This window comes from Flavobacterium sp. ABG (assembly GCF_001027725.1).
GTDB lineage: Bacteria > Bacteroidota > Bacteroidia > Flavobacteriales > Flavobacteriaceae > Flavobacterium > Flavobacterium cupriresistens.
Window position 1 is genome coordinate 87,352 of the sequence record NZ_LEKS01000005.1, and the last position, 23,669, is coordinate 111,020.

The window sequence follows — 23,669 nt, forward strand, 5'->3', positions numbered from 1 at the left end:
TAGTAAAGATGTTAAAAACTTTTATAGAAAGACCAGTTCTCTCGACGGTAATTTCGATCTTAATTACCATTTTAGGTATTTTAGGATTGATGACTTTACCGATCGAGCAATATCCCGAAATAGCCCCTCCAACCGTACAGGTTAGTGCTACCTATACCGGAGCCAATGCAGAAACCGTACTTAACAGTGTTGTGATTCCTTTAGAGGAAGAAATCAACGGTGTGGAAGGAATGACTTATATGACTTCGTCTGCAGCAAATGACGGTTCCGCCAAAATATCTGTTTATTTTGAACTTGGAATTAACCCGGATATTGCCGCGGTAAACGTTCAAAACAGAGTTTCCCGTGCCACAAGTAAATTGCCACAGGCCGTTGTACAGACTGGAGTAACAACACTTAAGAGTCAGACTAGTGCCTTGATGTTTTTTGCCTTGTACTCTAATAATAATGATTTTGACGAAACCTATATTCAGAATTATGCTAAAATCAACCTTGTACCTAAATTACAACGTGTAAAAGGAGTTGGACAAGTAAATGTTTTTGGTGCCAAAGATTACTCCATGAGAATCTGGATTGATCCGGAGAAAATGGCTTCTTACAGTGTTTCTCCTAAAGATATTCAGGCAGCGTTACAAGAACAAAACGTAGAAGCAGCACCAGGTAAATTTGGAGAAAATGCAGAAGGTGTTTACGAATATGTAATCAAATACAAAGGCCGTCTTTCTGAAATTAAGGATTATGAAAACATCGTGATCAAATCAACCGGAAACGGGAATTTCCTTCATTTAAAAGATGTCGCAACGGTTGAATTGGGTGGTTTCAATTATGGAACAAAAAATATTGCCATGGGTAAACAAGGTGTTGCTGTTGGTGTATTTCAAACTTCCGGTTCTAATGCGCAAGACATTATTACAGAGGTTACCAAAATTCTTGACGAGACCAAACCCGATTTTCCAAAAGGGGTTGATTATGTAATTCCATTTAATACAAAAACATTCCTGGATGCCTCTATTGAAAAAGTAATTCACACTTTAGTAGAAGCTTTTATATTGGTATTTATAGTAGTGTTTTTATTTCTTCAGGATTTTAGATCTACTTTAATTCCGGCGATAGCCGTTCCGGTAGCGATTATTGGTACGTTTTTCTTCCTGCAGGTATTTGGTTTTTCGATCAACATGCTGACTTTATTTGCCATGATTCTGGCTATTGGTATTGTCGTCGATGATGCAATTGTCGTCGTCGAGGCCGTCCATGCCAAGCTGGACGAAGGAGCTAAATCCGGAAAAGAAGCTACTATTTCTGCCATGAGCGAAATCACAGGAGCAATTGTTTCTATTACGTTGGTAATGGCTGCCGTATTTATTCCGGTGTCGTTCTTGAGCGGGCCTTCAGGAGTATTTTATCAGCAATTTGCGATTACTTTAGCGATAGCGATCTTAATTTCTGCTGTAAATGCATTAACGCTAAGTCCGGCATTATGTGCTTTGTTCTTAAAGCCGCATGCAGATTCTGAACACGGGCATGAAAACAAAAATTTTAAAGACCGTTTCTTCATTGCATTCAACACCAGTTTCGACAGGATGAATGACCGCTACGTGAAATCTCTTGGTTTTTTGGCCAAAAGAAAATGGATTGCCATTACTGGACTGGCGGTTTTCTCTGCGATTACGATCTTTTTATTCCAAAGTACACCTTCCGGGTTTATTCCGAATGAAGATAGGGGGATTATTATGGCCGATTTAACGTTGCCTCCGGGAACAACACTGGAGAAAACGCAATTAGCCGTTAATGAATTAGATTCTATTGTTTCTTCAATGGATATCGTTGAATCGAGAATGAGTGTGGTAGGTTTCAGTTTATTGAATAGCGTAAACGGAGGTTCTTATGCCTTTATGGTTATTAAATTAAAAGACTGGAAATACCGAACAGAAGCCAATCAGTCTGTGGATGCCATTGTGGGGCAATTGTTTGCAAAAACAGCTCACTTTAAAGACGCCAGAGCCTTATTTTTTACACCACCGAGTGTACAGGGATTTGGATCTGCGGATGGTTTTGAGCTTAAAATTCAGGACAAAGGAGACGATGATTGGGCAACAGTAAGTAAAGTGAGTAATGAATTTTTGGGTGAATTAATGAAAAGACCTGAAATTCAATACGCAATCACGAACTTCAACCCTACTTTCCCTCAATATCAAATGGATATTAATGTAGAAAGAGCCAAAAACGCAGGAGTTTCTGTCAGTGATATTTTTAATACGATGCAAGGGTATTATGGAGGACTTTATACGACTGATTTCAATAAATTCGGAAAACAATACCGTGTTATGATTCAGGCAAAACCTTCAGACAGAGCCAATCTGGAATCGATCAATTCCGTATATGTGAAGAATAATTCCGGACAGCAGGTTGCCATAAGCCAGTTTGTTGATTTCAAGAGAATTTACGGACCTGAGGCGGTTGCACGTTTCAACATGTTAAAAGCAGTAAACGTAAATGGTAAAGCCAAACCGGGTTACAGTTCAGGAGACGCGATTAAAGCGATTCAGGAAGTTGCCGCGCAGCATTTGCCAAAGACCTACAGTTATGAATTTTCAGGAATGACCCGTGAGGAAATCCTTGCAGGAAGTCAGGCGGCTGGTGTGTTCTTATTGAGTTTAATATTTGTATACTTTTTGTTAAGTGCACAATATGAGAGTTATTTAGTGCCTTTGTCTGTAATTCTTTCATTGCCTGTCGGAATTGCCGGAGCGATTGGTTTTGTAAAACTGGCGGGATTAGAAAACAACATCTATTTCCAGGTAGCCCTGATCATGCTTATAGGACTCTTAGCGAAAAATGCCATTCTGATCGTGGAGTTTGCCATACAAAGGCGACGACAGGGAATGGATCTGGCACAAGCTGCTATTGAAGGTGCAAAAGCACGTTTGCGTCCGATTCTAATGACTTCTCTTGCCTTTATATTTGGTTTATTACCATTAGCGCTGGCTTCCGGTGTTGGTGCTGTAGGGAACCGTTCTATTGGTATGGGAGCAGTTGGAGGAATGTTAATCGGAACGATATTCGGTGTATTTGTAATTCCGATATTGTTCATTGTTTTCCAAAGTTTGCAAGAGCGAATCTCAGGAAAACCAGTAGTAAATAATGAATCTGAAACGACACTTTTAGACGAAGAATATGAAAAATAATGTATATAAAATAGTAACAGTTGTCGTCTCGGCAACTGTTATGCAATCCTGCTTCGTTGCAAAGGAATACAAAAGACCGGATGTAAAAACCGAGAATCTATACCGAACCGAAGTTGCGGCAAAGGACAGCGTCTCGTTGGCCAATATATCCTGGAACAACATTTTTACAGATCCAATTTTGCAAGGTTATATTAAAAAAGGACTGGATACCAATCTGGATATCCGTATTGCCATGCAAAATATCGCAGCAGCAGAAGCTTCTATGAAACAAGGTAAGTCCGGCTACTTCCCTAGCCTGTCTGCCGGAACAGATTGGACCCATCAACAATTATCAAAAAACAGTCAGTTTGGAGCTTTGCTTCGTGACAGAAGTACCGATCAATATCAATTGACCGGAACTTTAAGCTGGGAAGCTGATATCTGGGGAAAAATAAGAAGTAATGCACGTGCAACAAATGCGATTTATTTGCAAACAACAGCAGCGACTCAAGCCGTTAGAACACAGTTAATCGCTGACATTTGCTCTACTTATTTTCAATTGATTTCGATCGACGAACAGATTAGAGTTGCAGAAGAGACCTTGATAAACAGAGACGAAAGCATTGTGGCAATTCAAGCCTTAAAAGATGCCGGAAATGTTACAGAAGTTGGTGTCAAGCAAACCGAATCTCAAAAATACGCTACCCAAATTATTATTGCAGATTTAAAAGTGGCAGGTATTCTTTTCGAAAACAAAATGAGTATTCTTTTAGGACAGCCCTCAGGTAAAATTGAAAGAAGCAGTTTTGGAGCTCAAAAAGAGGTTCCTGAAATTACATTAGGTGTTCCGGCGACATTATTGCGCAACAGACCCGATGTAATTGCAGCAGAATACAATTTCATGTCGTATTTTGAACAAACGAATGTGGCGAAAAGTAATTTTTACCCAACGTTTAAAATTACAGCAACAGGCGGACTTCAAAGTATTGATTTAAAAGAATGGTTTAGTGCCAATTCTATTTTTGCTAACATCGTAACCGGTTTAACACAACCTATTTTTAATAAACGTGAGATTAGAACCAAATACGAAATTGCAAAAGCCAATCAGGAAAAAGCTTATTTGCAATTTGAACAATCTTTGTTAACTGCCGGTAGAGAAGTTTCAGATGCTTTGGCACAATACAATAATGAGATTTACAAAATATCCGTTCGCGAAAAGCAAGTGGAAGCTTTAAAAGTAGCGACTGATTATTCTGATGAATTGTTGAAATATGGTTTGGTCAATTACTTGGAAGTATTAACGGCTAAAGATGATGCTTTGAATGCGCAATTGACATTAATCGAAAATAAATACGCTAAGTATAATGCGGTAATCCAATTGTACAAAGCACTTGGAGGTGGTTGGCAGTAAACCCGTCCGGAAGTATTAGTTATAAAGTAAAAACCATCGAGTATTTTTTATTCGATGGTTTTTTGTTTTTTTATAGTAAAAATTATCATAATATTAATAAATAGCCGTTTCAAAAAGAAGTAAATTGCCAATAGATTTTAATACTTTTGAACAGACAAAACAATTATGGATAAAATAAAAATACTTTGGGTTGATGATGAAATCGACCTTTTAAAGCCACACATATTATTTCTAGAGAAAAAAAATTACGCAGTAACAACTTGTAATAATGGTTTAGACGCTATTACCCTCTTTGAAGAAGATAATTTTGATATTGTTTTTTTGGATGAAAATATGCCCGGAATGAGTGGTTTGGAGACCCTTTCGGAAATGAAAGAGAAAAAATCAGCCATTCCGATGATTATGATTACCAAAAGCGAGGAAGAATATATAATGGAAGAAGCCATTGGTTCTAAAATCGCCGATTATTTGATAAAACCCGTAAATCCAAATCAGATTTTATTGAGTTTAAAGAAAAATCTGGATCATTCGAGATTAATCTCCGAAAAAACAACTTTAGACTACCAAAAGGAATTTAGAAAAATCTCAATGGAACTGGCAATGGTCAACTCCTTTGAGGATTGGGTGGAGCTGTATAAAAAACTGATATTTTGGGAGTTGGAACTGGAAAACATCAACGATCAGGCGATGATCGAGATATTGGAATCTCAAAAAGTCGAAGCCAATTCACAATTTGGTAAATATATCGAGCGCAACTACGAAGATTGGTTTGCGCCAAAAGCCGATAAACCAATTCAGTCGCATAACTTATTCAAAGAATTAGTAGTACCCGAAATTAAAAAGAAAGACAAACCAATACTGTTTGTTGTGATTGATAATTTGCGTTACGATCAATGGAAATCTTTTGAAACAGTAGTTTCTAATTACTATAAACTGGAAAAAGAAGTTCCGTACTTCTCTATCCTTCCTACCGCTACTCAATACGCCAGAAATGCCATTTTCTCAGGATTATTGCCTATAGAAATGGAAAAACAATTTCCGCAATACTGGAAAAATGACGTTGAAGACGGCGGAAAAAACCTTTACGAAGCCGAGTTTCTTACCGCACAATTAAAGCGTTTAGGATTGGACATCAAACAAGACTATTTTAAAATTACCAATTATGCAGGTGGTAAAAAATTGGCCGAAAACTTTAAAGCTTTAAAAGGAAATGATCTGGTAACGGTTGTCTATAACTTTGTTGACATGCTTTCACACGCTAAAACAGAAATGGAAGTCGTAAAAGAATTGGCATCTGATGATAAGGCTTATCGTTCCTTAACACTGAGCTGGTTTAGAAATTCTCCCCTGTTAGAAATCATTCAGCAAGCCCAACTTTTAGGCTTTAAATTGGTTTTAACAACAGATCACGGAACAATTAATGTAAAAAACCCTTCAAAAGTTGTTGGAGATAAAAATACAAGTCTAAATTTGCGTTATAAAACAGGCCGTAGTTTGACCTATGAGCAAAAAGACGTTTATGTGGTAAAAGAACCAAAAGCAATTGGTCTGCCTGCTATAAACATGAGTAGTTCTTTTATTTTCGCTAAAAACGATTACTTTTTGGCGTATGTAAACAATTACAATCATTACGTGAGTTATTACAAAAACACCTATCAACACGGGGGAATTTCATTAGAAGAAATGATTATTCCGTTCTTGATATTTAACCCGAAATAAAAAAGAGTTTGCAGACTCAGTTTTCAGTCACGAATCTTAACTGCGACTGAAAACTGCGACTGAAAGCTGGGACTAAAAACTGGGACTGAGACTAAAAAATAGATTATAATTAAAAGTAAAACAAAGAATGAATATCGTTTTTTCAGTAGAACAACTTAAGGAAGTAGCAGAGCAGATTTTAGCTCAAAATCCAAAGAAAATTATCCTTTTTAATGGAGAAATGGGTGTTGGAAAAACAACTTTAATAAAACAACTGTGCAAGACTTTGGGAGTTGAAGACGCGACCAGTAGCCCAACTTTTTCTTTAGTTAACGAATATGATACAGTGGATAATAAAATTGTATACCATTTTGACTTTTATCGTTTAAACAAAGAAACAGAAGCCCTGGATATGGGGGTTGACGATTATCTGTACTCTGGTAATTGGTGTTTTATCGAATGGTCTGAAAAGATTGCCAGTTTGATTCCTGAAGAACATTCTGTTGTGACCATTACATTGTTGGCGGACGGAAAGAGAGAATTGAAATTAAAATAGTAATTGTGAATGACTTCAGAAAAAAAACATAATTGTATAGATTCTGATCAATTGATTGAGAATGCAAAAAATAATATTGAAAAATATGGTCTTCAAGTTATAATTATAGAAGCAACTGATTATTTGCCATCATTTGCCTATAGTATAGGATTTTGGCAGAAATACAGACATCCTGAAATAATTTGTTTTGGATTATCCAATTCTCTTCTTCAAACTTTAATCAATAATGTTGCTGAAATAATTAAAGAAAATGAATCTATAATTGAAGGAAAAAACTACCCGGATATTTTTGAAAATGCCAGAGCTGAATTTTTAAAAGTTCACCCTGATAATATATCTGATTATTTTGGTAGTGCCATCAATTTCTATGAAAAAGAAGATTTTCCAGCTTTTCAGTTGGTTTGGACAGATCGAAATGATAAATTTCCTTGGGAGGAAAATTTTGAAGAAGAATTTCGTCATAAACAACCTTTGCTTGATAGAAATAATAATTTTAAATTTATAGAGCCTAAAAATTTAGCTACTTTCACAACGAAACAATGGCTCGAAGGAAAGTCAGTTGTTAGAGTTGTCCATGATCATGATGGAGATTGGCTTTTTTTTACTGACGATGAAGTTTCAATAGAAGATAGTGTAATTGTTGCGTTAGAACAATTAATCACAAAAGACAATACTTTGAATCAAGTTTTTGATCTTGAATACGGGGAAGAAGCTGAAAGACGATTTATTGGTGATAAATGGATTAGAAATAAATTTGAACCAGATGATGAGTAGTAATACAGTACAAATAACTCCCTATTCCTCTGACTTAAAAGAGGCGATCAAAACCTTAAATTTGGAATGGCTGGAAAAGTATTTCAAAGTCGAAGAAAAAGACGAAATAGTGCTTTCGGACCCACAGCGCTATATTATTGATAAAGGCGGAATGATTTTTTATGCGAAATACAATGATGAGGTTGTTGGAACCTATTCGCTGATTAAAACAGATACAACCACATTTGAATTAGGAAAAATGGCCATTTCAGAGCGAGCGCAAGGTTTGGGAATTGGAAACAAAATGCTGGTGCATTGTATGGCTGTAGCCAAAGAAAATCACATTAAAAAGCTGTTTTTATACTCCAATAGAATTTTACTTCCGGCAATTCATCTCTATGAAAAATTTGGTTTTACCGAAATTACATTAGAAGACGGAGTGTACGAAAGAGCCGATATAAAAATGGAAAAAATACTGACCTGATTATTAATGCAGTATTAGCAGAATATTTGCATTGATTTTAAAACTTTTTACGTAATTTGTACTCTTAATTTTTCGCACAACCCATGTCAATTACCTTAACTCCATTTACGAAACAACAATTGTTGCCACAAGAAGAAAAACTTGAAATTGGCCGATTTAAAAGAGAGCTTTTTATTGGGATTCCAAAAGAAACAAGTTATCAGGAACGTCGTATTTGTTTAACGCCGGATGCGGTAAATTCATTGACGTATGAAGGGCACCGCGTGATGATTGAATCGGGTGCGGGAGAAAGCTCCAGTTACTCCGATAAAGAATATGCAGATGCGGGTGCTGAAGTAACAAAAGATACGAAAAGGGTTTTCGGCTGTCCGATGCTTCTTAAAGTAGAACCACCAACTTTAGCCGAAATCGAAATGATCAATCCCGAAACGATTATCATTTCTGCCATTCAGCTTAAAACAAAAAAGAAAGCTTATTTTGAAGCTTTATCCTTAAAAAAGATAACCGCACTTGCGTTTGAATATATTAAAGACGAAGACGGTTCTTATCCGGCCGTAAAATCATTAAGCGAAATTGCGGGAACTGCTTCTATACTTATTGCCGCAGAATTAATGATTACCGACGAATTCGGAAAAGGGCTTTTATTCGGAAATATTACCGGCGTCCCTCCTACCGAAGTTGTTATTTTAGGAGCCGGAACTGTTGGCGAATTTGCTGCCAAAACAGCTATTGGTCTGGGAGCAAATGTAAAAGTTTTTGACAATTCAATTACCAAATTACGTCGCTTGCAGAACAATTTAAACCAGCGAATCTTTACGTCTACCATTCAACAAAAAGCCTTATTAAAAGCGTTAAGACGTTGTGATGTAGCGATTGGTGCGATGCGGGGTAAAGAACGTTGCCCGATTGTAGTGACAGAAACCATGATGGAACATATGAAAAAAGGAGCCGTAATTGTTGATGTTAGCATTGATACAGGCGGTTGTTTTGAAAGTTCTGAAGTCACAACACACGAAAAACCAACTTTTATTAAGAGTAATGTTTTGCATTATTGCGTGCCTAATATTCCTTCAAGATATTCCAAAACAGCCTCACTTTCAATAAGTAATATGCTAACTCCTTACCTGCTTCAGATAGCCGAAGAGGGTGGTTTGGAAAGCTCTATACGATGCAATAAAGGACTAAAAAACGGAGTTTATTTGTATCACGGAATCCTAACTAACAAAGCAATTGGCGAGTGGTTTGATTTACCGGATAACGATATTAATTTACTTGTATTTTAAGGGAACTTTAGTGTACCTTTGCAAAAAAAATATTTCATGAAGTTTGTACATCGTTTTGCTTATTATTTGATTGGTCTGATTATGGGATGCTTTTTTGTAGCCCTTGTTTTTAGTGGAAAAGATACCAGATGCAACTATTTTCCAAACGCCAGAGTTTTGAACAGTTTACGTACAAAACCATTTCAATATTCCGAAAAAGCAATTCAGACTTTAAATGAAAAATGGGTTGATACTGCTGATGTAAAAAACACATTGACATTTGGAGACGTTGATTTCGATCAGAGTAATGTACCTTTCAAAAAAGGAAAACTATATGTTATTGAAGGTAAAACAGCAAAAAACCAAGAAATTGTCTTAAAAGTAATCAACTACGAGAACAAAGTAATCTTAGAAGAAATTACAAAAAAATAGTTTTTACAACCATTCTATCTCAGGAATTCCTTTAGAGCTCAAAAACGCATTGGTTTTACTAAAGTGTTTGTTCCCGAACCATTTCCCTTGATTAGCACTCATTGGTGACGGATGTCCTGATTCTAAAACATAATGTTTGGATCGATCAATTTTTGATCCTTTTTTCTGCGCAAAAGCACCCCACAATAAAAAGACAATGTTTTCTTTTTGATCAGAGATGGTCTGAATTACAGCATCTGTAAAAAGATTCCATTTTAAATGTTTATGACTGTTCGGACTGTCTTTTCGAACGGTTAATGACGCATTTAAAAGCAAAACGCCCTGCTTTGCCCATTTTTCTAAATTACCCGAAGTCGGCATAAAAATCGAATCTAAATCAGTGCTTAATTCTCTGTAAATATTGCGCAAAGAAGGTGGTATTTTAACAGCATCATTCACCGAAAAGCTCAAACCGTTTGCTTCTCCTTCCCCATGGTAAGGATCCTGGCCAATAAGAACTACCTTTAAGTTTTTAAAATCACAAGTATTGAAGGCGGAAAAAATCAAATCTGTCGGTGGATAGCAGACCTGCGTTTGATATTCGGCCTCTAAAGCAGCAGTCAATTCCGTAAAATAAGTCTTTTGAATTTCGTCTGCCAAAACGGTTTGCCAATCTGAAGAAAGATTAATTTTCATTTAAATAAAATTTAACTACAAATTACGTAAAGATTTTTGCAAAGTACCAATTAATACTACTATTTAGTTTTAAAACTTTGTAACTTTGAACTTTACAACTTACGATATATAATGATATCCATTACTGAAAAAACATTACAAGATTTACAATTTCCAACAGTGCTTGAAACCATTTCAGCAGGCTGTAATACAGATATTGGAAAACAAAAAGCTTTAGAAATAACTCCTTTTAGAGATAAAGAAACTTTGATGCAGGCTTTAATGCAAACATCAGAATACGTTTCGTCATTTGAGAATAACAATGCGATTCCAAATCATGGTTTTGATGCCATTACGCATGAAATCAAATTCTTGGCTATCGAGGACAGTTTTCTTGAAGTGGGCAGTTTTAGGAAAATTGCAACACTTTCGTCGACATCTAATTTTCTATTGAATTTCCTAAAGAAATTTGATGATTATTATCCAAATTTAAATGCCAGAGCTTCAAGAGTCGAATACACCAAAGATATTGTTACTTTGGTTGATGCGATTGTAGATAAATATGGAGAAATAAAAGACAATGCTTCACCGGCGCTTTTGAGTATTCGTCAGAGCATGAATATTGTTCGAGGCAAAGTAAATCAGAGTTTTGGCGCGGCGCTTACGCATAACAACAGCCTTGGTTACTTGGATGATATCAAAGAAAGTTTCGTTCAGAACCGTAGGGTTTTGGCGGTTCTTGCCATGTATCGTCGCAAGGTGAAAGGTTCTATTCTGGGAAGTTCAAAAACCGGAAGTATTGCCTATATTGAGCCGGAAGCGACTTTGCAATATTCACGTGAACTAAGCAATCTGGAATACGAAGAAAAAGAAGAAATTACCCGAATTCTGAAGCAATTATCGAATGAGATTCGTCCGTATTTGCCTCTTTTAATTGAATATCAGGAATTTTTAAGTGATATTGATGTTGTGGCCGGAAAGGCAAAATATGCCAATAGAATCAACGGAATTTTACCCACCATTACGGAAGATAGAAGATTGTTTTTCAGAGAAGCGTATCATCCGATTTTGTATTTGAATAACAAACAAAAAAACGAAATTACGCATCCGCAAACCATTGAATTAAAACAGGACAATCGAATTATTGTTATATCGGGACCCAATGCGGGAGGAAAAACAATCTCTTTAAAAACAGTTGGTTTATTACAATTGATGCTGCAATCCGGTATGTTGATTCCGGTTCACGAAAGAAGTGAAACCTTCTTATTTGATCGAATTTTAACGGATATTGGAGACAATCAATCGATTGAAAATCACCTGAGTACTTATAGTTACCGATTGAAAAATATGAATTATTTCTTGAAAAAATGCAACAAGAAAACCATGTTTTTAATTGATGAGTTTGGTACCGGATCTGACCCTGAACTTGGTGGAGCTTTAGCAGAAATTTTTCTGGAAGAGTTTTATCACCGTGAAGCCTTCGGAATCATTACGACACATTATTCTAATTTGAAAATTTTGGCAAACGAATTGCCTTTTGCGACCAATGCCAATATGATGTTTGATGAAAAATCATTAGAACCAATGTACAAATTGGCGCTTGGTCAGGCGGGAAGTTCTTTTACTTTTGAAGTAGCCTTAAAAAACGGAATCCCATTTGGACTGATTAATCGTGCGAAAAAGAAAATCGAAGTCGGAAAAGTCCGTTTTGATAAAACCATAGCCACACTTCAAAAAGAGCGTTCTAAGCTTGAAAAAACTTCTATCAACCTTAAAGAAGAAGAAACAAGAGCGCGTGAAGAAGGTAAAAAAATGGAAAACATCAATGTAAAAATCAAACAAAAACTGGAAAGCTATCAGGAATTGTATGACAGCAACCAGAAAACAATTTACATTGGACAAAAAATTGAAGACATTTCGGAGAAATATTTCAACAACAAAAACAAAAAAGAACTGATTGGTGAATTTTTGAAAATTGTAGAAATTGAAAATTCAAAACGCAAAAAAGCAACTCCAAAAGAAACCAAAGCGATAATTGAGAAGAAAAAAGAAGTTATTGCTGAAATTACGGTACAGGTAGAAGAAATCAGAAAAGAGAAAAAAGAGAAGAAGCTTAAACCGGTTATCGAAAAACCAAAACCAATCTTAAAAGTCGGAGATCGTGTAAGAATGCAAGACGGTAGATCGGTTGGAAGTATTGACTCAATCGAAAAAAATAAAGCAACCGTGAACTATGGAATTTTTACTTCGAAAGTAAGTTTAGATGAATTAGAATTGGTTGAAGCTGTGAAGAAGTAAGTTTTTAAGTTTTCAGTCTCGGTCTCAGTCTCGGTCTCAGTATTCGGTTTTGAAAATAAAAACAGAAAAAAAGGGTCGAAATTGAAATAAAGCGTTTTAAGTAACGTTTTTTAAAAAGACAACAACGAAGACGGAATGTTTTAGAAAATCGCTCAGAATTTATTTATGAAAGCTGTTTTTGATTTAAAATTTCGATAAAATTTTTTATTTCAATAGATAAAACTAATAGACAACTACAACGAACCTGAAACGTAAAACCTGAAACAAAACAAAAATAGAGGTAAGAAAAACCTGAAACCTGAAACAAAACAAACGAAAAAGGTAACAGAACCTCAAAATAAATCAAATAATGCTCAATTTTCCAAAAAATAAAAAAATAATTCTTTTTGACGGAGTCTGTAACTTATGCAATTCAGCTGTACAATATATTATCAAACACGATACGAAGGACATTTTTAGATTTGTGGCATTGCAATCGGAATTAGGGATTTCAATATGCAAACATCTAGGTGTAAGTTTCTCTAAAATGGATAGTATTATTTTATACAATCCGGGTGTCTCCTATTATTATAAATCTTCAGCAGCTATAGAAATTGCCAAAAATTTTGGTGGACTCTGGAAATTGATTTCTATTTTCAGAATTATTCCCATTTTTATGAGTGATTACATTTATGATTATATTGCTAAAAATCGATACAACTGGTACGGTAAAAAAGAAAGCTGTATGATTCCTAGTGCTGAGATTAAGGCGAAGTTTCTTTAAAGGTTTAACCCAGCATTTTTTATATGCGAGTTTTTGTAAAACGCATAGACTGCAATTTTAGCTATTGGAGCCTAAAATTTTTTTTAGCACGCAGATTTAGCAGATTAGGCGGATCATATTTATTCCTTTAAAAAAAATCTGCGCAATCTGCTAAATCTGCGTGAAAGAAAAATCAAGTATCAGGTTATAACATTACGGCTCCTTTATAATTTTAGAGTTATTTTTTTGCACGCAGATTTAGCAGATTAGGCGGATCTTATTTATCCCTTTAAAAAAAATCTGCGCAATCTGCTAAATCTGCGTGAAAGAAAAATCAAGTATGAGGTTATAACATTACGGCTCCTTAATAATTTTAGAGTTATTTTTTAGCACGCAGATTTAGCAGATTAGGCGGATCTTATTTATCCCTTTAAAAAAAAATCTGCGCAATCTGCTAAATCTGCGTGAAAAAAAATCAAGTATTAGGTTATAACATTACGGCTCCTTTATAATTTTAGAGCTATTTTTTTGCACGCAGATTTAGCAGATTAGGCGGATCATAATTTATTCCTTTAAAAAAAATCTGCGCAATCTGCTAAATCTGCGTGAAAAAAATCAAGTATCAAGTTAAAGCTGTGACTGTTCTTTTTAGGTTAAATTACTTTGCTAGTAATGGCTTTGGGCTAATTTTAAACGCATGAGAGACAGAGTTTTGCAAACTTGACTCTTAAATTTTAATGATAATTGAATACATTCCTTAGAAATTATTCTTAAAAAAAAAGCTTTTTCATATGTTGAAAAAGCCTTTTTTTTTATTCTTTAGATAACATCAATTCCTTAATGTACTTTACAGGAGCACTACCAAAACTCAAGAATTTTTCATGAAATTGCTTCAGTTTAAAATCTTTTCCTTGTTGTTTTTTAAGTTCCTCTCTTAAATTGTAAATTTCAGTGTATCCCGTAAAATAAGAACACAATTGAACCTGAGATAAGGTGACGCGTTTCCATTTTCCATCAGCTTCGGCTTGTTGTTGAAAAGCTTCTTTGATCAGTAAGTCAAGGGCCGCTTCTTTAGACATGTTTTTAGTGTGAACGCTGATATCTAAAATGGTATTGCAAGTGGCTCTTAGATTCCATTTGTAGTACATCAACCACATTTCGTCTGAGTTTTTATAACCGCTTTCCAACATCATTTTTTCAGCATAAACCGCCCATCCTTCGACCATTGCACCATTTCCTAAAATAGATTTTATGATACTCGGAGATTGATTGCTGTAAACCAATTGGGTGTAATGTCCCGGAACAGCTTCATGAATGTTTAGAATTTGAAGAATATAATCGTTGTATTCGCGTAAATAACTTTCTGCATTTTCTGCTGTCCAACCAGACATACTACCAACATTATAATAGGTGTTTGCATTTTTATCATAAGGACCCGGAGCAGAAATAGAAGCTCCTGCAACTCCCGCCATATAGGCTGGCTCTTTACGTACTACCAGTGGTTTTGACGGATCAATATACAATAGATCTTTTGCTTTTACATAAGCAGTCAATTCAGGAATTTGTTTTTCAATTTCCGATTGAAACTTTTCCGGTGTAGTGTGTTGTAAGGAGATTTTATCAATAACCTGTTTGATTAAATCTAATTTATCAGTTGGTTTTGGAGCAGTTCCTTTATATTTTGTCCAAAGTTTATCTGCTATAACAAACATCTTATCGTGAAGATCTTTTTTGTGATCAACGGCTATTTTATAAATTTGATCGACATTATAACCTGATTGAATGTCAAAATTGAATTTTTTAGCATACAATTCCGCTCCTAATCTAAAAGAACGTGGTGTTTTGTTTGGTAATTTTTTCAACCAGTCCGCATAATCTGCAATAGCTTTTACAGAAACTTTAGCTTTGTCAAGGATTTCTTTTTTCTCTTCGGCAGTTAATTTACTTTTTTTCAAAGCATCACTTAACTCTCCTTCAAAAACACTTGAACCTCCTAAGTTTTGGTCTATTGCAAGTTGGGTGTGTTCTACAGTTGGGTTTTTAATGTTCTTTTTTGCAGCTTCATAAAAAGCCGGAATTCCGTTCATTTTAGTATTGAAAGCTCTTAAGCGAACTTCTAAACTATCGTAATTTCCGTTAAGAATTTCTGCAAAAGAACCACAAACATTATATTCAGAAGGATTCCATTCTCCGGATTTTAATTCTTTAGCGCTGAAAATAATATCTTCTAAGTGATTTTTTATCATGTAAAAATCAGTTTTATTCTTATCGGATAACTCTTCAATCGTATATTGTTTTAAAGAATCTAATTGTGCTGTAGCAAAATCAAGTTGCTTTTTTTCTTCTTTGCTGTCCGGAATTACCAAAACATTATCAAATTTATGGTAGCCGACATTGGAAGCCCAATCCGGATTTATTTCCCATAAAGAGGTTACAAAGCCCTCTTTATAATGCTCGAATTTCTTATCTAAAGGTGTGTTTTCAGCGGTTTTAGCACTTTTATTGCAAGACAAAAGTACTGTAGCCGCACAAACAGAAACAAACAGTTTTTTCATAATTTATTCTTTTTTGGTAGTACAAGGTTTAAGGAAGGTAAAATAAGTTTAATATTTTAATAATTCCAATAAAACTTCTTCAAAACGACTTTTTGGTAAAAACTGATCTTCGAGTGCTTTTGTAAACGGAATAGGAGAATCTAAACTAGCTACTCTTTTAACCGGAGCGTCTAAAGATTCAAAACATTCTTCCATAATTAAAGCTGAAATGTCGCTGGCAATTCCGCCAAACATAGTATCTTCTTGATAAATAATTACTTTTCCTGTTTTTCTAACCGATGCAAAAATGGTTTCGGTATCTAAAGGTTGTAATGTTCTTAAATCGATTAAATCGGCTTGTATTTCAGGGTTTTTGGTTAAAGTTTCTAATGCCCAATGCACCGCTGCTCCAAATGAGATAATGGTTACTGCATTTCCTTCTTTTAACAAGGCTGCTTTTCCAAATGGAATGGTGTAATAATCGGTTGGAACATCTTGATAAACACTGCGGTACAATTGTTTGTGTTCGAAAAATAAAACCGGATTAGGGTCGTTTATTGAGGTGTTTAACAATCCTTTAGCGTCGTACGGGAACGCAGGATAAACCACTTTTAAGCCGGGTGTTTTGGTAAACCAGGCTTCATTCGTTTGAGAGTGAAATGGACCAGCCTGAGTTCCGCCACCGCAAGGCATGCGAACCACAACATCGGCATTTTCACCCCAACGGTAATGAGATTTAGCCAATAGATTGACAATAGGATTAAAACCTGTCGAAACAAAATCGGCAAATTGCATCTCTACAATCGCTTTATAACCGTTTATAGACAGTCCCATTCCGGCTGAAACTACGGCACTTTCACAAATTGGAGTATTGCGAACTCGGTCTTTTCCGTAAAGTTCAACAAATCCGTCTGTGATTTTAAAGGCACCACCATATTCTGCGATATCTTGTCCCATGATCACCAAATTTTTATGGCGCTGCATAGACTCATTCAAACCATTGCGTATGGCGTCAATAAAACGAATATTTTCCGATGATGCAGATGGATTAACCTCTTCGTGTTGGTAAGGTTTGTAAACATCATCTAATTCACCGGCATAAGTAGGAATGATTTCAGGTTCAGCATTTGCAAGCACTAAATTGTCATCAATTTCTTTTTTTATTTCACTGCGCAAAGCTTCATCAAATTCGGCTGTTAAAACTCCTGTCTCTGTTAAATAATTTCTGTAATTCGCAACAGGATCTTTAGCGGCCCATTCGTCCATTAGTTCCTGAGGAACGTATTTGGTACCACTCGCCTCTTCATGGCCACGCATTCTGAATGTTTTAAATTCCAGTAAAACCGGATGCGGGTTCTCTTGCATTTCTGCTTTTAGTTGCGCCAGTTTATTATATACTTCCAGTATATTATTACCGTCTATGATATGGCTTTCCATACCGTAACCTATACCTTTGTCGGCTAGATTCTCACAATAATATTGCTCGTTTGTTGGTGTCGAAAGTCCGTAACCATTGTTTTCTATGACAAACATTACCGGCAATTTCCAAACTGAGGCAATATTTAAGGCTTCGTGAAAATCTCCTTCACTGGTAGCGCCTTCACCGGTAAAAACGGCTGTGATTTTTTTGTTATCTTTAAGTTTGTCCGCTAAAGCGATTCCATCTGCAATTCCCAGTTGTGGCCCCAGATGCGAGATCATTCCAATAATATTATAGTCCTGTGTTCCAAAATGGAAGCTACGATCTCTACCTTTTGTAAAGCCATTTGCTTTTCCTTGCCATTGTGAAAATAAGCGGTATAATGGAATGTTTCTAGTGGTAAAAACACCCAGATTTCGGTGCATCGGCAATATGTATTCCGTTTCATCAAGAATGGCTGTAACGCCCACGGCTATTGCCTCTTGTCCTATTCCGGAGAACCATTTGGACACTTTTCCCTGCCGAATTAAGATGAGCATCTTTTCTTCTATTAAACGGGGTTTTAATATTTTTTTATATAAATCTAAAAGCTGTGAATCGGTTAGTTCTTGTCTGTTGAAGATCATTTGGTTGTTTTTTATAATTTTCAAATATATAAAAATATAACAATTTTAACATTATTTGTTAGATAATTAACACCATGAAAATTATGAATTTGCAACATTAAAAATAGGAAAAAATAGCTACATCCGATTTAATTTGATTTAAAGAATAAATCAGGGTTAGTTTTAGAATTTGATTTTCTAGAATCTTGCTCTATTTGTCCTTTCGACGAAGGAGAAATCGCACAAGAGATTCCGTAAAGAAAAGCGCCAATCTTTGTCGAAAATTGGATTGGTTAGTCAGTAAGTTAGGTTATTTTTTCACGCAGATTTTGCAGATTTTGCGGATTTTTTTATTTCATTCCGCTAAAATCTGCATGAGACTTTTTTGACAACTCTTAGTTTGATGATTAATGAATGCCTTTTTTAATTGCCGTTGGTTTTAACCAACGGTTAGGTATGATTGATAGAAAAGGCTTTAGCCAAAAACCTTAAGAGTATAGTTTTGGCTAAAGCCTGTATTTATGCCTCTAAAACCCAATGTTAATAAGTTAAGAAAATTTTTCACGCAGATTCTACGGATTAGACGGATTAGGCGCGGTTTTTTATTTCATTCCGCTAAAATCTTCGCGAGACTTTTTTGACAACCCTTAGTTTGATGGTGAATGAATGTCTTTTTCAATTGCCGTTGGTTTTAACCAACGGTCAAGTATGATTGATCAAAGAGGCTTTAGCCAAAAACTTTAAGGGTATAGTTTTGGCTAAAGCCTTTATTAATGTCTTTTTCATTCCGTTGGTTAAAACCAACGGCAATTCAAAAAATAAACATCTTGAAGAAAATAATATAGCCTAAATACACTTCAAATTTAATTTATACCGCAAAATAAGGCGAAAGTATGTCCTCAAAATTAAACAGACCTTCCTTTTTATCCACTAGATTTTCGGCTACAAATATGACACCGCTTCCAAAAGCTTCGCGTGAAATACTTTCATGTACAAGTCTTACGGTCTGAAACGGAAATCCAAACACAACTTCATGTTTGCCTACTATTCCACCTGCACGAACCGAGTTAATGTCTTCTTTTTCGAGATCAAGTGCTTCGGCAATTTTTATGGCGGTTCCTGAGATCCCGTCTTTGCCTTTAAAATGTTCTTCGATGATTTCAATGTCAACCCAAGGAGCGATTTTCTTTAAAAATTTGGAGGCAAAAAGCAAATAATTTACCCCCAAGGTAATATTTGGGCTCCAAAAGACGGTTGTAAGGTTGGAAAGCGATTTGAGATAGTCTTTCTCCTTATTGGTATAATGAGATATTGCCGAAATGATTTTTATTTTTCGCTCACTTGCTGCCTCTCCGTACGCATAGATCCCGGAGTTGGATGAAAAATCAATTATAACATCAACGGGCTGATTATCGAGTAGTTCAGTAATAGAAGTTGATGCTGTTGAGTATATTTTACCTGTTTCCTCCGAGTCAATTCCGAGGTATTCTGCGGCTGTCCTGTTTTCGAGCGTTTGGCTCCTTTTCATAACCCATGAAAGAGAGAATTTTTTGTTTTGCAAAATTACCGACGCTACCGCTTTTCCTGTTTTTCCGAATCCAATTAGACCTACTTTCATAATGTTGTTTTTTATAAAAATAGGATTTTTTTATTGCAAATGGGAATATTTTTGGAATTATTAACATGTTTTAGGACTATAACTGCTGTTAAATTATAGAAAAATCAAAAATAAGATTCCTTGTTCTGCAGTTAAATTATTGGTTTAAAAATCAATTTTATAGTAAAATTTAAAATTCAAATATAAAATATTATATACCTTTGTTACTGAAAGACCTTTCTATAGTCTTTTATCTTTTAATAAAAAATGTAAAGTATGCAAAACATTCCTAGTGTAGACTTACGTGATTTCCTTTCGGACGACCCGAAACGTAAACAAAAATTTGTAAATGAAATCGGCAGTGCATTTGAAAACATTGGCTTCGTAGCCCTAAAAGGTCATTTTCTTGATGATCAGTTGGTAGACGAACTTTATGGCGAAATTCGAAAATTTTTCGCCTTACCAGTAGAAACTAAGCATAATTATGAAATTCCCGGAATTGGCGGACAAAGAGGTTATGTTTCTTTTGGAAAAGAGCATGCTAAAGGACGTAAAGAGGGAGATTTAAAAGAATTTTGGCACTTTGGTCAGTATGTTGACCAAGATTCCAAATACGCTTCGGAATACCCGGACAATGTAGAAGTAAAAGAATTACCACGTTTTAATGTTGTGGGTAAAGAAGCGTACCAAATGCTTGAGAAAACAGGTGTTTATGTATTGAGAGCGCTGGCTTTGCATTTAGGTTTAGATGAATTTTATTTTGATCAGTATGCAAAAGACGGAAATTCAATCTTAAGACCTATTCATTATCCACCAATTACTACTGAGCCTGAAAATGCTATTCGTGCTGCAGCTCATGGTGATATCAACCTGATTACTCTTTTGATGGGAGCTCAGGGAAAAGGATTACAAGTTCAAAATCACGATGGCGAATGGATTGATGCTATCGCTGAAGACGATCAATTGGTAATCAATGTTGGAGATATGTTGTCAAGACACACCAATAACAAATTAAAATCAACGATTCATCAAGTGGTAAATCCACCAAGAGAATTATGGGGAACTTCTCGTTTTTCAATTCCGTTTTTTATGCATCCTGTAAGCGATATGCGTCTGGATTGTTTAGAAAACTGTATTGATGCAGAGAATCCTAAGAAATTCGAAGACATTACAGCAGGTGATTATCTGTATGAACGTCTGGTAGATTTAGGTTTAATAAAAAAATAAAACATTTAAATCTCCATTTTTTAAATTCCAAATTCCAAAACTATCAAAACTTGGGATTTGGAATTTAATTTTTAAACAAACAATTTTGGAATTTACCTTTTAGAATAAAAATATTATGGATTTACAAGATCAATTAAAGAATTTATTTCCGGATCATATCGAATCAAATGAGCCTGAAGAAGTTCAGGAAGAGGATCATGTGCTTTATATTCAAAAAGAGCCCATGATTTGCAAATTTGAAAAACGAAAAGGAAAAGCAACAACCATAATCGAAGGTTACGAAGGAAGCGATGAAGACTTTAAAATTCTGGCGAAAGAAATCAAGACCAAACTGAGTGTTGGTGGTACTTTCAAAGATGCCTCCATCATTATACAGGGAGATTATCGCGACAAAATTATGGCAATTCTAAAAGAAAAAGGCTTTAAAACCAAAAGAGTCGGGGGCTAAATTCCAATACTGATTGTAATCGGGCTAAATTCCAAATTCCAACTTATGGAGCTTTATTTCAGGTCAAACAACCTGAAACCTAAAACGTGAAACAAAAATAACTCAGAGACTAAGAGCCTCAGAAACTTAGTAGCTCAGAACCTCAGAAACTTAAAGAAGAATGATACAAGCATCAGAATTAATATTAAATCCGGATGGAAGCGTTTACCACTTAAACCTTCGTCCAGAACACATAGCTAACGATATAATTTTTGTTGGCGACCAAAACAGAGTTGAAAAGATCACTCAGTTTTTTGATTCAATTGAATTTTCAACTCAAAAAAGAGAATTTAAAACGCAAACCGGAATATACAAAGGGAAAAGAATTTCTGTAATGTCAACCGGAATTGGTCCGGATAATATTGACATTGTTCTGAATGAATTAGATGCTTTAGTAAATATCGATCTCGAAACGCGCCAACCAAAAGAGAAGCTAACTTCATTAAACATCATCAGAATTGGAACTTCGGGTTCTTTACAAGCCGATATTCCTGTTGACAGTTTTGTAATGTCAAAATTCGGGTTGGGATTGGACAATATGCTTCGCTCCTATTTAATTGATGAAGTTACAAATGTAGCGCTTGAGGATGCTTTTATAGCGCATACGAATTGGGATAACAGAAAAGGAAGACCTTATGTAATTCCTTGTTCGGAAGCATTAGAAAAAGTGATCGAATCAGATCGAATATTCAAAGGAATTACGGCTACTGCAGGTGGTTTTTATGGCCCACAGGGACGTGTTTTGCGTTTGAATATCCAAGACGAGGAATTAAACGCTAAAATGGATAATTTCAACTTTAATGACCACCGAATTACCAATTTAGAAATGGAAACGGCTGCTATTTATGGGCTTTCGGCTCTTTTAGGACATAATGCTTTGTCTTTAAATGCTATTATTGCCAATCGTGCCTCCGGAACTTTTAGTGAAGATCCGTATAAAGCAGTAGATGAATTGATTACTTACACACTAAACAAACTTTCAAGCACGATCTAAATGCAGGATACAATTCTTAAATTTGAACAATTGCTTGGCGAAAGTGCTGTTTCTTTTCCAACAATTGATATTTCAATTTTAGAGGCAAAAAGAACTGGAAAATGGTCGAAAAAAGAGATTTTAGGCCATTTAACAGATTCTGCGATTCATAATCTGGTACGTTTCACAGAAATAAATTATCTGGAACAACCGTATTATCATCGACCGTATCAACAGCATAATCTCGTTGTTATGAACCAGTATCAGGAGATGGATTTTCCCGAACTGATACAGCTTTGGCTTTCTTTAAATAAGCAAATTGTCAGATTATTTAAAAGTGTTAATGAAGAAGCTTTAGGATATAAAATCATATTAGCAGATCAATCTGTTATTGATTTAAGATTTTTAATGACTGATTATGTGGAACATTTAGAGCATCATATCAAACAGATTAAAGATTAAGTCTTTGTTTTAAGATAAAATTATTAAAGTATAATTATGACTTTACGAGTAGCGCGACATACCGACAATCTGGAGAGAATAGAACATTTTTATGTTAATATTCTGGGGTTTGAACGTCTGGGCGGTTTTCAAAATCACAATAATTATGACGGTGTTTTTATCGGAAAAGCAGGTTTGGACTGGCACTTTGAGTTTACACAATCCGAGACAAAAGCCGAACATGTTTTTGATGAAGATGATGTTATTGTGTTATATCCCGAGACTATTATAGCATATATTGAATTAACAAACAGACTTTTAAATCATAATATATCAAGTATAACGGCAAGCAATCCTTTTTGGAACGAGAATGGAAAAATGTTTCAGGATCCGGATGGGTATCGTATCGTCATCTCACCATTAAAAGCAGAAATAAACGAAATTGAATAATGGAAAATACGCATAAAAAAATCTTGTTCAGATATTACAGTGATTATCTGGAGGATACTATTGTAGAGACTATGTGGGCTGAAATCATCGATTTGGAGAAAGGCCACTTTAAACTGGATAATATTCCTTTTTTTGGGCCTTTAATTGCAACGGATGATCTTTTCTATGCAGAGTACGATACAACTGAAGAACGTTTGGTGTACAAAAAAACATTGCAAAGTTCTGGGAATTCAATTGTGCAGGTTGTAATTTTAGACAAAGATTTTGATAAAGAAATTATCAGAGAGAAGTTAAAAGCAATTCATTGTTTGTCTGAAGGCTTAAATGACACCTTTTTTGCTGTGGAAATAGTGAGGGATATCGATTATGCTATCGTCAAAAGTTTGTTGAGTGAATACGAAACACTTTCTGTCATAGAATTTGCAGAGCCTTGTCTTTCAGAAAAACACAGGGCCGATTTATTAAAAAACTAGTACAATCA

Annotated in this window: 20 protein-coding genes; 16 read left to right on the forward strand and 4 right to left on the reverse strand. The window is 35.3% G+C overall.

Annotation, left to right across the window (positions count from 1 at the left end; translation table 11 throughout):
- Nucleotides 1-8 precede the first annotated feature (8 nt).
- From AB674_RS06955 to AB674_RS06990, 8 genes are all read left to right on the forward strand, one after another.
- The gene (locus AB674_RS06955; protein ID WP_047775124.1) at nt 9-3,185 is read left to right on the forward strand and encodes an efflux RND transporter permease subunit; all 3,177 of its coding nucleotides are present in this window, start codon (nt 9-11) and stop codon (nt 3,183-3,185) included.
- On the forward strand, nt 3,175-4,575 hold the full coding sequence (locus tag AB674_RS06960; RefSeq protein WP_047775126.1) for an efflux transporter outer membrane subunit: 1,401 nt from the start codon (nt 3,175-3,177) through the stop codon (nt 4,573-4,575). The genes AB674_RS06955 and AB674_RS06960 overlap by 11 nt, the downstream gene beginning before the upstream one ends.
- 165 nt (nt 4,576-4,740) lie before the next feature.
- Nucleotides 4,741-6,294, forward strand: coding sequence for a bifunctional response regulator/alkaline phosphatase family protein (locus AB674_RS06965; RefSeq protein WP_047775128.1), 1,554 nt, complete (start codon nt 4,741-4,743; stop codon nt 6,292-6,294).
- A gap of 127 nt (nt 6,295-6,421) precedes the next feature.
- The gene (gene tsaE / locus AB674_RS06970; protein WP_047775130.1) at nt 6,422-6,829 is read left to right on the forward strand and encodes a tRNA (adenosine(37)-N6)-threonylcarbamoyltransferase complex ATPase subunit type 1 TsaE; all 408 of its coding nucleotides are present in this window, start codon (nt 6,422-6,424) and stop codon (nt 6,827-6,829) included.
- Nucleotides 6,830-6,838: 9 nt separating this feature from the next.
- Entirely contained in the window at nt 6,839-7,603 is a 765-nt protein-coding gene (locus tag AB674_RS06975; RefSeq protein ID WP_047775132.1) for a DUF4262 domain-containing protein, read from the forward strand.
- Entirely contained in the window at nt 7,593-8,066 is a 474-nt protein-coding gene (locus tag AB674_RS06980; protein ID WP_047775134.1) for a GNAT family N-acetyltransferase, read from the forward strand. Before AB674_RS06975 ends, AB674_RS06980 begins: the two co-directional genes overlap by 11 nt.
- Nucleotides 8,067-8,149: 83 nt before the next feature.
- Nucleotides 8,150-9,349, forward strand: a complete 1,200-nt coding sequence (locus AB674_RS06985) for an alanine dehydrogenase (RefSeq protein WP_047775136.1) — start codon at nt 8,150-8,152, stop codon at nt 9,347-9,349.
- 36 nt (nt 9,350-9,385) lie between these two features.
- Nucleotides 9,386-9,760 (forward strand): DUF4258 domain-containing protein, encoded by a 375-nt coding sequence (locus AB674_RS06990; RefSeq protein WP_047775138.1) that lies wholly within the window; start codon nt 9,386-9,388, stop codon nt 9,758-9,760.
- 3 nt (nt 9,761-9,763) lie between these two features.
- Here AB674_RS06990 and AB674_RS06995 read toward each other — a convergent pair whose 3' ends face one another.
- Nucleotides 9,764-10,435: a uracil-DNA glycosylase gene (locus AB674_RS06995; protein ID WP_047775140.1), complete on the reverse strand. Its 672-nt coding sequence runs from the start codon at nt 10,433-10,435 to the stop codon at nt 9,764-9,766.
- A 111-nt stretch (nt 10,436-10,546) separates the two neighbouring features.
- Here AB674_RS06995 and AB674_RS07000 point away from each other — a divergent pair, with 111 nt between their 5' ends.
- Nucleotides 10,547-12,712 carry an endonuclease MutS2 gene (locus tag AB674_RS07000; RefSeq protein WP_047775143.1) on the forward strand — a complete coding sequence of 722 codons (2,166 nt, stop codon included), beginning with the start codon at nt 10,547-10,549 and terminating at the stop codon, nt 12,710-12,712.
- A 349-nt stretch (nt 12,713-13,061) separates the two neighbouring features.
- Nucleotides 13,062-13,475, forward strand: coding sequence for a thiol-disulfide oxidoreductase DCC family protein (locus tag AB674_RS07005; RefSeq protein WP_047775145.1), 414 nt, complete (start codon nt 13,062-13,064; stop codon nt 13,473-13,475).
- A 791-nt stretch (nt 13,476-14,266) separates the two neighbouring features.
- Here AB674_RS07005 and AB674_RS07010 read toward each other — a convergent pair.
- The 3 genes from AB674_RS07010 to AB674_RS07020 form a co-directional block, all read right to left on the reverse strand.
- Complete coding sequence (locus AB674_RS07010; protein WP_047775146.1) at nt 14,267-16,009, reverse strand: DUF885 domain-containing protein; 1,743 nt, start codon at nt 16,007-16,009, stop codon at nt 14,267-14,269.
- Between the two features lie 48 nt (nt 16,010-16,057).
- The gene (locus AB674_RS07015) at nt 16,058-18,034 is read right to left on the reverse strand and encodes a thiamine pyrophosphate-dependent enzyme (protein WP_047775148.1); all 1,977 of its coding nucleotides are present in this window, start codon (nt 18,032-18,034) and stop codon (nt 16,058-16,060) included.
- Between the two features lie 847 nt (nt 18,035-18,881).
- Entirely contained in the window at nt 18,882-19,631 is a 750-nt protein-coding gene (locus AB674_RS07020; RefSeq protein WP_047775149.1) for a 4-hydroxy-tetrahydrodipicolinate reductase, read from the reverse strand.
- A 255-nt stretch (nt 19,632-19,886) separates the two neighbouring features.
- On the opposite strand from AB674_RS07020, the gene AB674_RS07025 reads away from it, so the two are divergent.
- From AB674_RS07025 to AB674_RS07050, 6 genes are all read left to right on the forward strand, one after another.
- A complete protein-coding gene (locus AB674_RS07025) occupies nt 19,887-20,837 on the forward strand; it encodes an isopenicillin N synthase family dioxygenase (RefSeq protein WP_047775151.1) in 951 nt (316 codons plus the stop codon).
- Nucleotides 20,838-20,952: 115 nt separating this feature from the next.
- A complete protein-coding gene (locus AB674_RS07030) occupies nt 20,953-21,285 on the forward strand; it encodes a translation initiation factor (RefSeq protein WP_047775153.1) in 333 nt (110 codons plus the stop codon).
- A 160-nt stretch (nt 21,286-21,445) separates the two neighbouring features.
- On the forward strand, nt 21,446-22,318 hold the full coding sequence (locus AB674_RS07035) for a nucleoside phosphorylase (protein ID WP_047775155.1): 873 nt from the start codon (nt 21,446-21,448) through the stop codon (nt 22,316-22,318).
- On the forward strand, nt 22,319-22,759 hold the full coding sequence (locus AB674_RS07040; RefSeq protein WP_047775157.1) for a DinB family protein: 441 nt from the start codon (nt 22,319-22,321) through the stop codon (nt 22,757-22,759).
- A gap of 36 nt (nt 22,760-22,795) precedes the next feature.
- Entirely contained in the window at nt 22,796-23,188 is a 393-nt protein-coding gene (locus AB674_RS07045; protein WP_047775159.1) for a VOC family protein, read from the forward strand.
- A complete protein-coding gene (locus AB674_RS07050) occupies nt 23,188-23,661 on the forward strand; it encodes a DUF4265 domain-containing protein (protein ID WP_047775161.1) in 474 nt (157 codons plus the stop codon). Before AB674_RS07045 ends, AB674_RS07050 begins: the two co-directional genes overlap by 1 nt.
- Nucleotides 23,662-23,669 lie beyond the last annotated feature (8 nt).

Coding starts and splice junctions, on each gene's coding strand:
- AB674_RS06955 (WP_047775124.1), top strand. CDS start 9: ATGTTAAAAACTTTTATAGAAAGACCAGTTCTCTCGACGGTAATTTCG.
- AB674_RS06960 (WP_047775126.1), top strand. CDS start 3,175: ATGAAAAATAATGTATATAAAATAGTAACAGTTGTCGTCTCGGCAACT.
- AB674_RS06965 (WP_047775128.1), top strand. CDS start 4,741: ATGGATAAAATAAAAATACTTTGGGTTGATGATGAAATCGACCTTTTA.
- tsaE (WP_047775130.1), top strand. CDS start 6,422: ATGAATATCGTTTTTTCAGTAGAACAACTTAAGGAAGTAGCAGAGCAG.
- AB674_RS06975 (WP_047775132.1), top strand. CDS start 6,839: ATGACTTCAGAAAAAAAACATAATTGTATAGATTCTGATCAATTGATT.
- AB674_RS06980 (WP_047775134.1), top strand. CDS start 7,593: ATGATGAGTAGTAATACAGTACAAATAACTCCCTATTCCTCTGACTTA.
- AB674_RS06985 (WP_047775136.1), top strand. CDS start 8,150: ATGTCAATTACCTTAACTCCATTTACGAAACAACAATTGTTGCCACAA.
- AB674_RS06990 (WP_047775138.1), top strand. CDS start 9,386: ATGAAGTTTGTACATCGTTTTGCTTATTATTTGATTGGTCTGATTATG.
- AB674_RS06995 (WP_047775140.1), bottom strand. CDS start 10,435: ATGAAAATTAATCTTTCTTCAGATTGGCAAACCGTTTTGGCAGACGAA.
- AB674_RS07000 (WP_047775143.1), top strand. CDS start 10,547: ATGATATCCATTACTGAAAAAACATTACAAGATTTACAATTTCCAACA.
- AB674_RS07005 (WP_047775145.1), top strand. CDS start 13,062: ATGCTCAATTTTCCAAAAAATAAAAAAATAATTCTTTTTGACGGAGTC.
- AB674_RS07010 (WP_047775146.1), bottom strand. CDS start 16,009: ATGAAAAAACTGTTTGTTTCTGTTTGTGCGGCTACAGTACTTTTGTCT.
- AB674_RS07015 (WP_047775148.1), bottom strand. CDS start 18,034: ATGATCTTCAACAGACAAGAACTAACCGATTCACAGCTTTTAGATTTA.
- AB674_RS07020 (WP_047775149.1), bottom strand. CDS start 19,631: ATGAAAGTAGGTCTAATTGGATTCGGAAAAACAGGAAAAGCGGTAGCG.
- AB674_RS07025 (WP_047775151.1), top strand. CDS start 19,887: ATGCAAAACATTCCTAGTGTAGACTTACGTGATTTCCTTTCGGACGAC.
- AB674_RS07030 (WP_047775153.1), top strand. CDS start 20,953: ATGGATTTACAAGATCAATTAAAGAATTTATTTCCGGATCATATCGAA.
- AB674_RS07035 (WP_047775155.1), top strand. CDS start 21,446: ATGATACAAGCATCAGAATTAATATTAAATCCGGATGGAAGCGTTTAC.
- AB674_RS07040 (WP_047775157.1), top strand. CDS start 22,319: ATGCAGGATACAATTCTTAAATTTGAACAATTGCTTGGCGAAAGTGCT.
- AB674_RS07045 (WP_047775159.1), top strand. CDS start 22,796: ATGACTTTACGAGTAGCGCGACATACCGACAATCTGGAGAGAATAGAA.
- AB674_RS07050 (WP_047775161.1), top strand. CDS start 23,188: ATGGAAAATACGCATAAAAAAATCTTGTTCAGATATTACAGTGATTAT.